Raw genomic sequence first — 14,193 nt, forward strand, 5'->3', positions numbered from 1 at the left:
TGAATGGTGAATGGTGAATGGTAGTGAGAGCGCCTTCTTTCACTATTCACTATTCACTATTCACTATTCACTATTCACTATTCACTATTCACTACTCACCCATTCACACGCCGCGCATCGCTGACGCTCGAATTATCCTTGAGCTGCGACAGCAGCCGGTTGAGGTGCTTCAGATCCCAGACTTCGAGATCGATCAGCATTTCGGTGAAGTCGGGCGCGGTGCGCACCATAGACAGCGTATGAATGTTGGCGTCGTTGGAGGCAACGACCTGGGCGATATCGGCGAGCGAGCCCGGCGCGTTGATGGCGGTGACCGAGACGCGCGCCGGAAAGCGCTCCTTGGTCTGCTCGTCAATGTCCCAGCGCACGTCGATCCAGCGCTCCGGCTGGTCGTCGAAGGCCTGCAGCGCCGGCGACTGGATGGGATAGATGGTGATGCCGGTGCCCGGCTGGACGATGCCGACGATGCGGTCGCCAGGCACGGCCCCTTCCGGCGCGAAACGCACCGGCAGGTCGCCGCGCACGCCGCGGATCGGCACCGCGCCATCGCGCGGCTGGTCCTTGTCCTTGCGCGCGGCTCGGGTGCCGGGCATCTGGAACAGCATGCCGGCGGCGTTGCGGATCTTCGACCAGCCCTCCTCGCGCTGCTTAGGGGCGCTGACGGTGACGCGCTCGTCCTTGTAGTCTGGGAAGACCGCCTTCATGACGTCGGTCGAGGCAAGTTCGCCGCGCCCGACCGAGGCCAGCACATCTTCGATGTCCTTGCGCGCCAGCCGGTGCAGCACCGGCTTCAGGCTTTCCTTGGTGAAGGTCTTGCCGGCGCGTTCGAAGGCGCGCTCGAGAATGCGGGCACCAAGACCTGAATATTGCTTGCGAATGGCGTTCTTGGTGGCGCGGCGGATGGCTGAACGCGCCTTGCCGGTGACCACCACCGACTCCCAGGCCGCTGGCGGCACTTGCGCCTTGGAGCGGATGATCTCGACCTCGTCGCCGTTCTTAAGTTCCGTCATCAGCGGCATGATGCGGCCGTTGACCTTGGCGCCGACGCAGGTATCGCCGACATCGGTGTGCACGGCATAGGCGAAGTCGATGGGCGTGGCGCCGCGCGGCAGCGCAATCAGCATGCCTTTCGGCGTGAAGCAGAATACCTGGTCCTGGAACAGCTCCAGCTTGGTATTTTCGAGGAAGTCTTCCGGGTTGTCGCCTTCTGCCAGTTGCTCGATGGTGCGCCGCAGCCAGGCATAGGCGTTGGTCTCCTTCGAGATCGCATGGGCGGCACCGTTCGTCTTGCCGCCGGTGTCCTTGTAGATCGAATGGGCGGCGACGCCATATTCGGCGATCTTGTTCATCTCGCGGGTGCGGATCTGCAGTTCGACGCGCTGGCGCGATGGGCCGACAATGGTGGTGTGGATCGAACGGTAGTCGTTCTGCTTGGGCGTCGAGATGTAATCCTTGAAGCGGCCAGGTACCATCGACCATGTGGTGTGAATGGCGCCGAGCGCGCGGTAACAGTCTTCGACGCTGTCGACGACGACGCGGAAGCCGAAGATGTCCGAGAGCTGCTCGAAGGACAGCGCCTTGGCCTCCATCTTGCGGAACACCGACCACGGCTTCTTCTGCCGGCTCTTCACCCCGGCATTGATGGCATGCTTCTCGAACAGCGCCGACAGCGCCTTTTCGATGTCGGTCAGCACACCCTTGTTGCGCTCGAATATCTCGGCAAGCCGCGCGGTGACGGCGCGGTAGGCTTCCGGATTGATGAAGCGGAAGGCGATCTCTTCCAGTTCCTCGCGCATGCCTTGCATGCCCATGCGCCCGGCCAGCGGCGCGTAGATGTCCATCGTCTCCTCGGCGATGCGCAGGCGCTTGGCCTCGGGCATGTGGTCGAGGGTGCGCATGTTGTGCAAACGGTCGGCGAGCTTGACCAGCAGAACGCGGACATCCTCCGAGATGGCCAGCAACAGCTTGCGCAGGTTTTCCGCCTGCTCGGCCTTCTTGGAGACGAGATCGAGCTTCTTCAACTTGGTCAGGCCTTCGACCAGCTTGCCCATTTCGGGGCCGAACAGATCGTCGATCTCGGCCCTCGTCGCGGTGGTGTCCTCGATCGTGTCGTGCAGCAAGGCGACAGCGATCGTCGCCTCGTCCATGTGCATTTCGGTGAGGATGGCGGCGACTTCGAGCGGATGCGAGAAATAGGGATCGCCGGAAGCGCGCTTCTGGTGGCCATGCTTCTGCATGGCGTAGACATAGGCCTTGTTGAGCAGCGCCTCGTTGACGTCAGGCTTGTAGCGCGCGACGCGCTCGACAAGCTCATACTGACGCATCATGGGCGGGTTCTCACGGTGCTGAAATGATTGATGCGCCGCACTGATGTACGGCGCATCTCATAGATAGCCACGAAACACACGGGACGGAAGTGCCGGAACCATATTCCCGGCAGGTCCAGGGCGCGATTAGTAGTCGTCGCTCTTTTCCGGGGGCACAAGGCCCTCGATGCCGGCCAAAAGGTCTTCCTCGGTCATGCGATCGAAGGTGACGTTTTCTTCCGCGTCGTCGGCGTCGGTAGCTGCAACTGCGTTGCCGGTCTGGTCGGCGATCGCCTCGCCGTCAGCCTCGGGCTCGTCGACCTCGACATGCTTCTGCAGCGAGTGGATCAGATCTTCCTTGAGGTCGTCGGGCGACAGCGTCTCGTCGGCGATCTCGCGCAGCGCCACGACCGGGTTCTTGTCGTTGTCGCGCGGCACGGTGATCGGCGCGCCCTGGCTGATCTGGCGGGCGCGATGGCCGGCAAGCAGCACGAGCTCGAAGCGGTTGTCGACCTTGTCGATGCAGTCTTCAACGGTTACGCGGGCCATTGATTGCCCCTTTCATGCCTGGATTTGATGGAAAACAGGCGCGGTCCATAACCCGAACGCCGCCAAAATACAAGCATTATGGCGCTGTGGCCTCGTGGGCTGGCGGATGCCAGTTTCTGGGCGCAGGTGAATGCCTTGCCGGCGAAGCCCGCCTACCGGCGACGACACGGCTCCGATCACAATTGCTTGCAGTGCGCCCCGGCACCCTTGGATTGCCGTAAAACTGGCGCTATCTCGGTTGACGAAAGGTCAGCCGGTTTTACGAGCCGACCGATATAACGACCCATTTCGATTAGTCCGCCACCTATTTCGAAAAAGGAATATTGCCATGTTCGACCCCCGTGAAAAAATCGCTCTTTTCATAGACGGCGCCAATCTTTACGCCACGTCGCGCGCACTCGGCTTCGACATAGACTACCGCAAACTGCTGTCCAGCTTCCAGAAGCGCGGCTATTTGCTGCGGGCCTATTACTACACCGCATTGGTCGAGGATCAGGAATACTCTTCGATCCGCCCTTTGATCGACTGGCTCGACTACAATGGCTTCAAGGTGGTGACCAAACCGGCCAAGGAATTCACCGACTCGACCGGCCGCCGCAAGATCAAGGGCAATATGGACATCGAACTGACCGTCGATGCGCTCGAACTTGCCGATGTCGTCGACCACTATGTCATCTTCTCCGGCGACGGCGACTTCCGCACACTGGTCGAAGCGCTGCAGCGGCGCGGCCGCAAGGTCTCGATCGTCTCAACCATGGCTTCGCAGCCGCCGATGATCTCGGACGATCTGCGCCGCCAGGCCGACCATTTCATCGATTTGACCTCGCTGAAGAACGAGGTCGGCCGCGATCCCTCCGAGCGGCCGGTGCGCAGGCCCGAGCCGGCCGAAGTCGAAGAGGAAGACTATTGACGGCGGCGGCCTTGGACGCCGCTCCCGAACCCGACCGCGACTGCCCGCTCTGCCCGCGCCTGCATGATTTCATCGCAGACTGGCGGCAGCGCGAGCCGTCGTGGTTCAATGCGCCGGTGCCGACTTTCCTGCCGCCTGATGGCGAGGACGCCGTCGAGCTGCTGATCGTCGGGCTGGCGCCCGGCCTGCGCGGCGCCAACCGCACCGGGCGACCGTTCACCGGCGACTATGCCGGCGACCTGCTCTACTCAACGATGATCGCTCACGGTCTTGCCCGCGGCGAGTTCAAGGCACGGCCGGATGACGGGCTCGAACTGATCGGCACCGCGATCACCAATGCGGTGCGCTGCGTGCCGCCGGAGAACAAGCCGGTCGGCGCCGAGATCTCCAGTTGCCGCAGCTTTCTGGTGCCGACGATTGCACGCTTTCCCGGATTGCGCGCCGTGCTGGCGCTGGGCTCGATCGCCCACCAGTCGACCGTCAGGGCGCTCGGTCAGCGCGCCGCTGCCTATCCGTTCAAGCACGGCGGTCGGTTGCCGGCCGGCGGCGTCACGCTGTTTTCCAGCTATCACTGCTCGCGCTACAACACCAACACCGGTGTCTTGACGGAGAAGATGTTCGTCAAGGTTTTCAGCGACATCGCCGAGTTCCTGCGCAATTAAGCCTTCAGAACCCCGCCAGCACGATCTTGCCCTTGGCTTGCCCGGGCGCGGATGACGAAGCTTGCCGAATGGCAGGCACGACGAGACAGGCGCTCTCCAAAGCCTTGAGCGGCGACGGGAACCCGGAATTGCGACAATTATGAAGGTCCGGAAGCGCTCGGTCTGAAACCGACCTTCGTTAGCGCGCAGACTAGCCCGAACGCTGGGTAGGGCCGATCAGCGCCGCGATGTTTGGTTCCAATCTCGCGCCGGTCGAGCACGCCAGGTCAAGGCGCGGCAAACAACTCAGCCAGCTTCTCCTGCCCGCCCTTCAGCACATTCAGATCGACATCGCCGACGATGCCGTCGACGCGGCCCATATTGTGGTACTGCCAGTAGATCCAGTCGTTGCGACCTGGCTCCAGGAGCAACGAGCGACGCCAGAGCGGGCGAACGTCGATTTTCCCGGCATAGGCGTCCTCGGCCTCGTCGGTCAGGTAGATGATCGCCGGCTTGCCGAACGCAGCTTCAACCGGTCCGAGGAAGGCCTGGAGTTCCGCGCTCAGCTGCTCCGGCGACGGGCGTTGCGGGCAGTTGCCGCCGAATTCGATGTCGACGACCGGCGGCAGCAGCGGCTGGTCGTGCGGCACCACCGCGATGAAATTTTTCGCCTGGTCGGCGCCCGGCCGGCAGAAGGTGAAGAAGTGATAGGCGCCGACGGCGAGGCCGGCCGCGCGCGCCTCGCGCAGATTCTTGGCGAAGGCATCGTCGACATGGTCGCCGCCCTCGGTCGCCTTGATGACCGCGAAGGCGACATCGTCGGCGGCAACGCGCCGCCAGTCGATCTCACCCTGATGATGGGAAACGTCGATACCCCTGACCGGATAGCTGTCACGATCCGGCGAGAACGTCCGGAAATAGAAGATGCCGCCTGCGGCGACGATGCCGGCGAAGACCAGACTGGCCGCACCCCAGAGGATGATCCGGTTCTTCAAGCCTTCCCCCGTCGTGTTTTGCTGTTGCAGCTGTTCGAAACTTGAAAGCCGATGTCTGGCTTTTCTGGGGCTGCCTGAGATTCTAGCCGCGTTCCTTCATGAGCCGGCCCTTTTCGCGCGACCAGTCGCGCTGCTTTTCGCTCTCGCGCTTGTCGTGCAGTTTCTTGCCGCGGCCGACGGCGAGCAGCAGCTTGGCACGGCCCTGGTCGTTGAAGTAGATTTTCAGCGGCACCAGCGTCATGCCTTCGCGGTCGATGCTCTGCGCCAGTTTTGCCATCTCGCGCTTGTTGAGCAGCAGCTTGCGGCGCCGCCTGGGCTCGTGGTTGAAGCGGTTGGCCTGCAGATATTCCGGCAGATAGGAGTTGATCAGCCAGATCTCGCCGCCCTCGACCGAGGCGTAGCTGTCCTGGATGTTGGCCTGACCCTGGCGCAACGACTTGACCTCGGTGCCGGTCAGCACAAGGCCGGCCTCGACCGTGTCGAGCACCTCATAGGAAAACCGCGCCTTGCGGTTTTCCGCAACGGTCTTGTTGTTGGGATCGGCTTTTCTGACCTGGTTCATGATGCGGAGAGGTGGCGCCTCATCCTTAATTTATCAAGCCGGCGTGTTTCATCGCCGCATCGATCTTCTCGGCGGTCGACGCCTCGATGGTCACCAGCGGCGAGCGCACCAGGTTCTCGACCTTGCCAATTTTCGACAGCGCGTATTTGACGCCGCACAGGCCGGGCTCGAGGAAGATCGCCTTGTGCAGCGGCAGCAGACGGTCCTGCAATTCCAGCGCCTTGGCGCTGTCACCGGACAATGTGGCTTCCTGGAATTCGGCGCACAGCCGCGGCGCGACATTCGACGTCACCGAGATGCAGCCGACGCCGCCATGGGCGTTGAAGCCGAGCGCCGAGGCATCCTCCCCTGAAAGCTGGATGAAATCCTTGCCGCAGGTGGCGCGCTGTTCGGACACGCGCTCGACCTTGCCGGTGGCATCCTTGACGCCGACGATGTTCTTGAAGTCGTGCGCCAGCCTGCCCATCGTCTCCGGCATCATGTCGATCACCGAGCGCGGCGGGATGTTGTAGATGATGATCGGCAGCTTGGTCGCCCTGGCGACGGCGGCGAAATGCTCGTACAAGCCGCGCTGTGTTGGCTTGTTGTAATAAGGCGTGACCACCAGAGCGGCGTCGGCGCCCGCCTGCTCGGCATACTGCACCAGACCGACCGCTTCAGCGGTGTTGTTTGAGCCGGCGCCGGCGACGACCGGAGCGCGGCCCTTGGCCACCTCGATGCAGACCTTGACGACATGGCGATGCTCGTCATGCGACAGCGTCGGCGACTCGCCGGTGGTGCCGACCGGGACGAGGCCCGTCGTGCCCTCGCCAAGTTGCCATTCGACGAAGGCGCGAAAGGCTTTCTCGTCGAAACGCCCGCTCTTTTCGAACGGTGTCACGAGCGCAGTAAGCGAGCCTCTCAGCATGTCGTCCAACTCCTTGGAACTTGTTTGTTTATGCATGTCGTCGTCCCAAAACCGGTTCCCGCTTTTGGGCGACTGCATCGGGCGCCTTCTAGCCGAAAGCGAAGCCGCGCACCATAGTCTCGACACTGTTGCGCGGCAAGCATGCCGATGGTGCCAGCAAGCGCAATTCGAACGGCCTCGATAACCCTTTGTTTACGGGCTCTTCACGACCTAAGTCTAGGCTCTCGGGCACCTGGGCTTGCCATCTAAAGTGCCGCAACAGGGAAAGATCAGGATCATGCCGGCCGGTCGGCCACTCCGCTTCATATTGCTTGGCGCCGTTGCCCTGCTGATAGTGGGGACGGCGGCAAACGAGAGCGTCGACGAGCAGACGACCTCATCGATCCCGATGCCCGACATGCAAGACAGAGCGCAGACCGATGCGCCCTCCCCCAGTATCGTCGTGCTGAAAAGCGGTCTCGACGCATTGGCGACCGGCGATATCGCCGCGGCGCGAGCCGTGCGCGAAACATTGCCGGCCAATTCGCTGGACCGCCATATCCTGGCCTGGGCAATCGCGCTCTATGGCGGCGACCATGTGCCGAGCAGCGAGATTGCCGATACCGCAAAGATGCTGCCGAACTGGCCGGGCACCATGGCCTTGCGCAAGAACAGCGAGCGCGCGCTTTATCGCGAAAACCCGTCGCCGCAGACCGTGGTGAAAGCCTTTGACGGCAGCCAGCCGCTGACCTTTCAAGGCGTGGTCATCCTTGCCCGTTCTTATGTAGCTCTTGGCAACACCAAGGCTGCGCTTTCCGTGCTGTCGCCATTCTGGCGCACCGAGAAGCTGGAAGCCAGGGACGAGGCGGCCGTCAGCAAGGAGTTTGGCGCCATCATTCCGGCTGCCGACCATCGTTTCCGCATGGAACGGATGTTTTATGCCGACCGGGAGAATTCGGCACTGCGGGTCGCAGCACTTGCCGGCGCGCAACCGCTGGCCGATGCCTGGGCCGCCGCCTCGCGTGGCGACAAGAACGCGGCCAAGCTGTTGAAAGCAGTGCCTGCCGCACAGCAATCGGCCGGCTATTTCTTCGCGCAAGCCGAATATCTGCGCAAGCAGCGGAAGTTTGCGGACGCCGCCGCGGTGATGATGAAAGCGCCAACGAACCGCGACGCGTTGGTCGATCCCGATGCCTGGTGGGTCGAGCGCCGCGTGCTGTCGCGCGCGCTGGTCGATCAGAGCGACTGGAAGACCGCCTACAAGATCGTTGCCGCGCACGCCGCCGAAAGCCCCGCCAGCGCCGCCGAGGCCGAATTCCACGCCGGCTGGTATGCGTTGCGCGGCCTCAACGATCCTGCGACGGCCTCGACCCATTTTGCCCGCATCGCCGATCTCGCGCAGGGACCGATGTCGCTGTCACGCGCCTATTACTGGCTTGGCCGCGCGGCGGAAGTCGGCGGTCCCGGCAATGCGAAGGATTATTTCACCAAGGCGGCAGCCTATGGCACCACTTTCTACGGGCAGTTGGCGGCGGAACGGGTTGGCTTGCGCACGCTGAACATCGTCTATCCCGAGCCAAGCACTGCCGACCGCCAAAGCTTTGACGGCCGCGAAGCCGTCAGCGCCATCAAGCGGCTGCAGGAGGCGGGCTACGACCGCTATGCCGAGACGCTTTACCGCGACCTCGCCGGGCAGTTGACCAGCCCCGGCGAGCTGGCGCTGCTTGCGGTGCTGGCGGAAAAGCAGGGCAATCATTTCATGGCGCTGAAGATCGGCAAGATCGCCGGCGCGCGCGGCATCGATGTCGGCGCGCTGTCGCATCCGCTGGGCGTCATTCCCGACACCGCCGACATATCCGGCTCGGGCAAGGCGCTGGCCTATGCGATCGCCCGCCAGGAAAGCGAATTCAATGTCGGCGCCGTCTCCAGCGCCGGCGCGCGCGGCCTGCTGCAGCTGATGCCGGGCACCGCCAAGCAATTGGCGAAGAAGGCAGGACTGAGCTTTTCCCAGGATCGGCTGACCAGCGATGCCGGCTACAATGCGACGTTGGGGGCTGCCTTCCTCGGCGAGCAGCTCGACCGCTTCGGCGGCTCCTATGTGCTGACCTTCGCCGGCTACAATGCCGGCCCCAACCGCGCCAGCCAATGGGTAGCCAAGTACGGCGACCCGCGCGGCAAGGGCATCGACGCCGTCGTCGACTGGATCGAGCGGATTCCCTACACCGAAACAAGAAGTTACGTGCAGCGCGTGATGGAGAATTACGAGGTCTACAAGATGCGTATTTCGGGGAAGTACGACATCGTTGGGGATTTGGTGAACGGGCGGGGTTGAGGCGGCAGAGCTGTCGCCATGGGCAGACGTTGGCGATCCTTCGCGCCCCCCTCTGGCCTGCCGGACATCTCCCCCACGAGTGGGGAGATCAGCTATCGTTGCCGATTTCGCCAATCTCCAACGTGGAAGGAAGGGCGTAGCGCCTGAACCGCCAATCTCCCCCCTCGTGGGGGAGATGTCCGGCAGGACAGAGGGGGGCGCTGTCCCTCCGACATTTCCAAGAGTGTCAGCTTGCCGACAACCCTCGATTTGACCGCTCCCACCCTCGCCTGTAGCAGACGGAGACAATCCGGCCAGGGAGTCCTTTCAATATGTCGAGCACCGACGGCTTTTCCGATTTCTTCTACACAGCGCCGGACGGCCTCAGACTTCACGCTCGCATCTACGGTGAGACAAACTCGGGAAACTGGCCGGTGGTCTGCCTGCCCGGCCTGACCCGCAACGCGCGCGACTTTCATGAGTTGGCGCTTTATTTGTCACAGCGGGCCGACAATCCGCGCAAGGTCATCGCCTTCGACTACCGTGGCCGCGGCCAGTCCGCTTACGACCCTGATATCGGCCACTACACTATCGGCATCGAGGCCGGCGATGTCCTCGACGGGCTGGCTGCCCTGGACGTCGAGGAAGCGGCCTTTATCGGCACATCGCGTGGCGGACTGATCATCCACGTGCTCGGCGCGCTGCGGCCAGCCATACTGAAAGCCATAGTGCTGAACGACATCGGACCCGTGATCGAGGCCGCGGGGCTGGCCCATATCCAAACCTATCTCGACCCGGCACCGAAACCGAAGAGCCGCCATGAGGCGATCGATGCGCAACGCGTCGCGCACGGCGCGGATTTTCCCGCTCTGACCGCGGCGGATTGGGAGCGGATGGTGTCGGCCCTCTACCGCGAGACGGACGAAGGCCTCCTGTTGCCGGATTTCGACCCCCAACTGGTCGAGACGGTGGCGGGCCTCGACCTCAGCAAGCCGTTGCCGGATCTGTGGCCACAGTTCGAGGCGCTGGCGGCGATACCTTTGCTTGCCATTCGCGGCGCCGACTCGAAACTCTTGTCGGCCGACACACTCGACGAGATGCAAAAGCGTCATCCCGGCATGGAAGCGACCACCGTCGAGGGCCAGGGTCATGCCCCCTTCCTGGAGACAGGCAACCTGCCGGGCGCTATCGCGGCCTTCCTGGATGGAGTACTAAATACGGCCCAGGAAAAGTAAACCCCAAGATCAAATATGATCCTGGGGTTGCCATGGCAGTATATGAAAGCCTTGGGTAACTATTTGGCTTTCGAGCTTTTCCGGGGCGTCTTGGGTGCCTTCGCCGCTGCCGTTTTGCTCTTTTGGGCAGGCGTTGGCACTGAGGCCGTGGTCAGCGGCGATGCGAAGGCGGAGTTTTTTCCATCACCGGACAGCCCTTCGCCGCGGGGCGTTTCCAGCACGACGACGCAGCCGTCGAGATCGTTGGTGGCCAGATGCGCATAGCGCATGGTCATCGAAAGCGTCTGGTGGCCGAGCCACATCTGCACGCGCCGGATGTCGATGCCGCCCTGGACCAGACGTGAGGCGCAGGTGTGACGCAAGATGTGCGGCACCACCTGGTCGTCGGCGCCGAGGCCGACCTCGGCCTTGGCATCGTTCCAGATGGCGCGAAACTGCGCCTGGCTGAGTTTGGTGAACGGACCTTTGGGCCGGCGGCCCTCTGAGGGCGGCAGTTTGATCACCTCTTTGACCCGCTCGGTCATCGGGATGGTGCGGCTGCGGCCGGATTTGGTGATCCAGAACGAGACGCGGTGTTCCTGGATGTCGTTCCAGATCAGTCCGAGCGCCTCGCCGAGACGGCATCCGGTGTCCACGAGAAAGCATGAAAGACGGTAGGCATCCTCGCTGCGGGTCCTGATGGCAGCGAACAGCCTTGCTTCTTCGTCCCTTTCGAGGAAACGTATCCGTCCCGCCCGCTCCTTCTGGCGGCGGAACTCGGGCAGGCTGTGGATATCCCCCATCTTGTAAGCCTTGCGCAGCAGTTTGCTGAGGGCAGCCATCTTTCGATTGATGGTTGCGTTGCTGTTGCCGCGCTGGCGCAAGGTGCCGATAAGGTTGTCAAGGGTGCTCTGGTCGAAGGCGCTGAACCGTTCTCCGAGGAGAATCTCGTCTATTTCGCCGATGAAGGAGCTGACATTGTACTTATGTCGCCCATCATCCCAGAGTATGTCTCGGTACGCTGAAAAAAGCTCTCCGACCCGGTGCGACTTTACTTCTCTGATCTTGTTGTAGCTGTATTTTATCTTCGCATTTTGAGAAGAGAACATTGAGAAATGTTCGGAGGGGTCGCCCTCTTGTATCGCTTCGATGGTCATAAATTACCACACCCCCGAGTGGATAGAGTCAGACCTACCCGCTTGGAAGCGTCCTTTCAAGAGATTTAATCACGCAGTTGTGAATTCATCCACCATCAGCGGATCCCACGAACTCACCCTACGGACTGTTCAGCTGCCGATTCCCCCTGTTCCTTCTGCTTGTCTTGACCCAGTCACGAAACAAAACAGCCCGGGCGTTGAATCGCCCGGGCTGGTATTCACCTGTTTAAAGCTAGCCCTTAGAACGAGCGCTGGAAGCGGAGCATGCCGCCAATGGCGTCGTCATCGCGGGCATCGGTCCAATCGGAGTCGCCAACGTTGATGTAGTCGACTTCGGCCGTGACCGTGAAGCCGGGGACGACGTCATAGGCGATGTTCGCCGCGGCGCCGAAGTTCTTGTCCTCGTCATACGAAAGCTGGACGTTGAACGAGGTCTTCTCGTTGATGGTGTAGGTGCCACCACCCCAGACTGCCCAGTTGCCGCCCCACTGCTTGTAGAAGCCGCGGCCGCCGGCCGGGATTGCCCAGGTCGGATCCGACAGATTGTCGTCGGTGCCGTAGCCGCCAATGATGAACAGCGACAGGTTCTGCATCGGGGTGACGTCCAAACGCACCTTGCCGGCTACTTCTTCATAGTTGCTGTCGTAAGCAATGACGCCGGTGATGGCGCCCCAGCCCTGCGTATACTTCAGACCGCCGACGACATGCGGAACATAGCTGTCGATGGTGCCGACGACGCCAGCGCCTTCTTCGAGCGAGAGGACGGCGGAGAAGCCGTTGCCCGCATCGAAATAGTACTGGATGACGTTGGTGTCGAAGCCGCCGTAGGGGACCAGCGTATCCTGGATGACGTTGCCGGCATAGCCGATGAACGTATTGAAGGCCGATTCGTCCTTACCAACGCGCAAGCCACCGAGCTGGATCCAGGCGAAGTTCAGCGAAACGCTCTTCATGCCGGCCGGATTGCTATCGAAAGCGGTTTCATCGACGAGGGGTGTGGCCGGATCATCAGCGATGTTGGTGGCGTACCGATTGTTGTTGCCGAAGTTGAAGCGGGTCTCGGTGTAGGTCTTCAAGGTGCCAAGTTCGGTTTCCTGGCCGGTCCAGGTCTTGAAGGTGGCGCGGGCATTCTTGTACCAGGTGTCCTGCGCGTCACCATCTTCGTGGTCGAGCGACTCCGCACCCGTGAATGCGCCGACGTCGCCGGCGCCGATATCGTAGCGGACATAGCCGCCGATGCGCAGGCAGGTTTCGGTGCCGGGAATGTAGAAGTAGCCCGAGCCGTAAACGTCGCAAATCTTGACGTATTCAGCCGGTTCCGGCTCGGCGACGACGACGGCGTCGGCGGCGCGCGCACCGGAAACTGCGATCAGGGCCGCAGCGGAGCCGAGGAGAAGGCTCTTAATGTTCATTTTCTGACCTCCAGTCAGAATCGAACAAGACAGTGAAGCCGGCGACAGGCGTTTTCGCTGTAATCAGTTGTTTTTGTTGAGGTCTATTGAAAAATGGAACTTTGCTGCGGGTGATGCGGCCATCACCACAGGCGCTTGTTTGCGGAAGCATGCCCTGAACCGGATTTGAGATAGCGCTCGAATGAAGCTGCCTTGCCCTGGTTCGAAAAGGCCATATAGGTGACGATCCGCCACGGCAGAAACTTGGATGTATGGCTGGATTTCCCCGCATTGTGCTCGACAAGCCGTCGTTTCAGGTCCGTCGTTATGCCGATATAGCGTTCGCGTTCGGCAGCCGCACTCTCCAGAAGATACACATACCACATGAGCTGCTCTCCTTTGCCGGGCGTCGAAGGGCATCCTCTCCGCCATCCTGCTTCGCGCTGAGGTGGGCTTGTCCTGCGAAGCTCGAAGAGCGAAGCAGGACTGCCAATCGAATTTTGCAAGGGATTGTCTGGGCTTACGCTGTGCGGCACGTAGCACACCACACGGTCCGGCCCTTCTACGCCAAGGCTTCGGAGGGCATCCTCTCCGCCATCCTGCTTCGCGCTGAGGGTTGGGCTTGTCCTGCGAAGCTCGAAGAGCGAAGCAGGATGGCGGAGAGGATGGGATTCGAACCCACGAGAAGCTTTTGACCTCTACTCCCTTAGCAGGGGAGCGCCTTCGACCACTCGGCCACCTCTCCGTTGCGCCGCTGGATAGAGAAAAGCGCCGGCACAATCAACAAGCCGGCGCGATAATCGTTGAAAAATCCGCATTCGGCCGCAGCGGCGCCTTTTGCATGCGGCGATTCTACGGCAGTTCCCTGGCTGGCGAGTCGGCGACATGGCCGCAATTCTGGCCGGCCATCGCCGGATTCGGCCGCATTGCGCGGCGCTGGATAAGGCTTGCGGGCCCTTCGATAGTTAATGAGAGCTTTCTGACTGAGGCCAAATCGTGTCATTTGTGCAACAACGCATGGGGATAGCGCCCGCATAGCCCTTTCGCCGGTACGATCGTGGTTGAACGCCGCCGCCTCATGGGTAATGTCGATTTCGAAGGAGCGGCGCGGTGCGCATCTTTTTCGGTAGTGGGGATGGGGCAGGGAACGCTGTCCTTCAGCAAAGAATACCCAGACCCGTTTTTTAACTTTTGACTGGAGGTCAGAAAATGAACATTAAGAGCCTTCTCCTCGGCTCCGCTGCGGCCCTGATCGCAGTTTCCGGTGCGCG

13 protein-coding genes and 1 tRNA gene are annotated in these 14,193 nt (G+C 61.8%); 4 read left to right on the forward strand and 10 right to left on the reverse strand.

What is annotated here, in order from left to right; translation table 11 throughout:
* Nucleotides 1–95 precede the first annotated feature (95 nt).
* Together NKI06_RS10675 and rpoZ are read right to left on the reverse strand one after the other, a co-directional pair.
* The gene (locus NKI06_RS10675; RefSeq protein ID WP_023670236.1) at nucleotides 96–2,327 is read right to left on the reverse strand and encodes a RelA/SpoT family protein; all 2,232 of its coding nucleotides are present in this window, start codon (nucleotides 2,325–2,327) and stop codon (nucleotides 96–98) included.
* Nucleotides 2,328–2,453: 126 nt separating this feature from the next.
* A complete protein-coding gene (gene rpoZ, locus NKI06_RS10680) occupies nucleotides 2,454–2,855 on the reverse strand; it encodes a DNA-directed RNA polymerase subunit omega (protein WP_023670235.1) in 402 nt (133 codons plus the stop codon).
* A gap of 328 nt (nucleotides 2,856–3,183) precedes the next feature.
* Here rpoZ and NKI06_RS10685 point away from each other — a divergent pair, with 328 nt between their 5' ends.
* Nucleotides 3,184–3,765 (forward strand): LabA-like NYN domain-containing protein, encoded by a 582-nt coding sequence (locus NKI06_RS10685; protein WP_023670234.1) that lies wholly within the window; start codon nucleotides 3,184–3,186, stop codon nucleotides 3,763–3,765.
* Nucleotides 3,762–4,427 carry a uracil-DNA glycosylase gene (locus NKI06_RS10690; protein ID WP_352985200.1) on the forward strand — a complete coding sequence of 222 codons (666 nt, stop codon included), beginning with the start codon at nucleotides 3,762–3,764 and terminating at the stop codon, nucleotides 4,425–4,427. Before NKI06_RS10685 ends, NKI06_RS10690 begins: the two co-directional genes overlap by 4 nt.
* 266 nt (nucleotides 4,428–4,693) lie before the next feature.
* Here the strand turns inward: NKI06_RS10690 and NKI06_RS10695 are convergent, their stop codons facing one another.
* From NKI06_RS10695 to dapA, 3 genes are all read right to left on the reverse strand, one after another.
* A complete protein-coding gene (locus NKI06_RS10695; protein ID WP_023687281.1) occupies nucleotides 4,694–5,401 on the reverse strand; it encodes a glycoside hydrolase family 25 protein in 708 nt (235 codons plus the stop codon).
* An 82-nt stretch (nucleotides 5,402–5,483) separates the two neighbouring features.
* On the reverse strand, nucleotides 5,484–5,963 hold the full coding sequence (smpB, locus tag NKI06_RS10700) for an SsrA-binding protein SmpB (protein WP_023687280.1): 480 nt from the start codon (nucleotides 5,961–5,963) through the stop codon (nucleotides 5,484–5,486).
* A gap of 25 nt (nucleotides 5,964–5,988) precedes the next feature.
* A complete protein-coding gene (dapA, locus tag NKI06_RS10705) occupies nucleotides 5,989–6,870 on the reverse strand; it encodes a 4-hydroxy-tetrahydrodipicolinate synthase (protein ID WP_352985209.1) in 882 nt (293 codons plus the stop codon).
* 277 nt (nucleotides 6,871–7,147) lie between these two features.
* Between dapA and NKI06_RS10710 the strand changes: the two genes are divergently transcribed.
* Together NKI06_RS10710 and NKI06_RS10715 are read left to right on the forward strand one after the other, a co-directional pair.
* Complete coding sequence (locus NKI06_RS10710; RefSeq protein WP_352985203.1) at nucleotides 7,148–9,181, forward strand: lytic transglycosylase domain-containing protein; 2,034 nt, start codon at nucleotides 7,148–7,150, stop codon at nucleotides 9,179–9,181.
* A 311-nt stretch (nucleotides 9,182–9,492) separates the two neighbouring features.
* Nucleotides 9,493–10,395, forward strand: a complete 903-nt coding sequence (locus NKI06_RS10715) for an alpha/beta fold hydrolase (RefSeq protein WP_352754662.1) — start codon at nucleotides 9,493–9,495, stop codon at nucleotides 10,393–10,395.
* A gap of 59 nt (nucleotides 10,396–10,454) precedes the next feature.
* On the opposite strand, the gene NKI06_RS10720 is transcribed toward NKI06_RS10715, so the two are convergent.
* From NKI06_RS10720 to NKI06_RS10740, 5 genes are all read right to left on the reverse strand, one after another.
* A complete protein-coding gene (locus NKI06_RS10720) occupies nucleotides 10,455–11,531 on the reverse strand; it encodes a tyrosine-type recombinase/integrase (RefSeq protein WP_352625977.1) in 1,077 nt (358 codons plus the stop codon).
* Between the two features lie 239 nt (nucleotides 11,532–11,770).
* Nucleotides 11,771–12,943 carry a porin gene (locus NKI06_RS10725; protein WP_352625976.1) on the reverse strand — a complete coding sequence of 391 codons (1,173 nt, stop codon included), beginning with the start codon at nucleotides 12,941–12,943 and terminating at the stop codon, nucleotides 11,771–11,773.
* Nucleotides 12,944–13,065: 122 nt separating this feature from the next.
* Nucleotides 13,066–13,308 carry a GIY-YIG nuclease family protein gene (locus NKI06_RS10730; protein WP_023747471.1) on the reverse strand — a complete coding sequence of 81 codons (243 nt, stop codon included), beginning with the start codon at nucleotides 13,306–13,308 and terminating at the stop codon, nucleotides 13,066–13,068.
* Nucleotides 13,309–13,576: 268 nt separating this feature from the next.
* A tRNA-Ser gene (locus tag NKI06_RS10735) sits at nucleotides 13,577–13,667 on the reverse strand.
* Nucleotides 13,668–13,921: 254 nt separating this feature from the next.
* Nucleotides 13,922–14,193 (reverse strand): hypothetical protein (locus tag NKI06_RS10740; protein ID WP_352985206.1); only part of this gene is annotated, 272 nt, incomplete at its 5' end.

The organism is Mesorhizobium sp. M0772 (genome assembly GCF_040320135.1).
Classification (GTDB): Bacteria; Pseudomonadota; Alphaproteobacteria; order Rhizobiales; family Rhizobiaceae; genus Mesorhizobium.

Bases quoted from the DNA above. Each gene is read 5' to 3' on its own strand.
- NKI06_RS10710 (WP_352985203.1), top strand. From the start codon at position 7,148: ATGCCGGCCGGTCGGCCACTCCGCTTCATATTGCTTGGCGCCGTTGCC.
- NKI06_RS10720 (WP_352625977.1), bottom strand. From the start codon at position 11,531: ATGACCATCGAAGCGATACAAGAGGGCGACCCCTCCGAACATTTCTCA.
- NKI06_RS10715 (WP_352754662.1), top strand. From the start codon at position 9,493: ATGTCGAGCACCGACGGCTTTTCCGATTTCTTCTACACAGCGCCGGAC.
- rpoZ (WP_023670235.1), bottom strand. From the start codon at position 2,855: ATGGCCCGCGTAACCGTTGAAGACTGCATCGACAAGGTCGACAACCGC.
- NKI06_RS10685 (WP_023670234.1), top strand. From the start codon at position 3,184: ATGTTCGACCCCCGTGAAAAAATCGCTCTTTTCATAGACGGCGCCAAT.
- smpB (WP_023687280.1), bottom strand. From the start codon at position 5,963: ATGAACCAGGTCAGAAAAGCCGATCCCAACAACAAGACCGTTGCGGAA.
- dapA (WP_352985209.1), bottom strand. From the start codon at position 6,870: ATGCTGAGAGGCTCGCTTACTGCGCTCGTGACACCGTTCGAAAAGAGC.
- NKI06_RS10675 (WP_023670236.1), bottom strand. From the start codon at position 2,327: ATGATGCGTCAGTATGAGCTTGTCGAGCGCGTCGCGCGCTACAAGCCT.
- NKI06_RS10730 (WP_023747471.1), bottom strand. From the start codon at position 13,308: ATGTGGTATGTGTATCTTCTGGAGAGTGCGGCTGCCGAACGCGAACGC.
- NKI06_RS10725 (WP_352625976.1), bottom strand. From the start codon at position 12,943: ATGAACATTAAGAGCCTTCTCCTCGGCTCCGCTGCGGCCCTGATCGCA.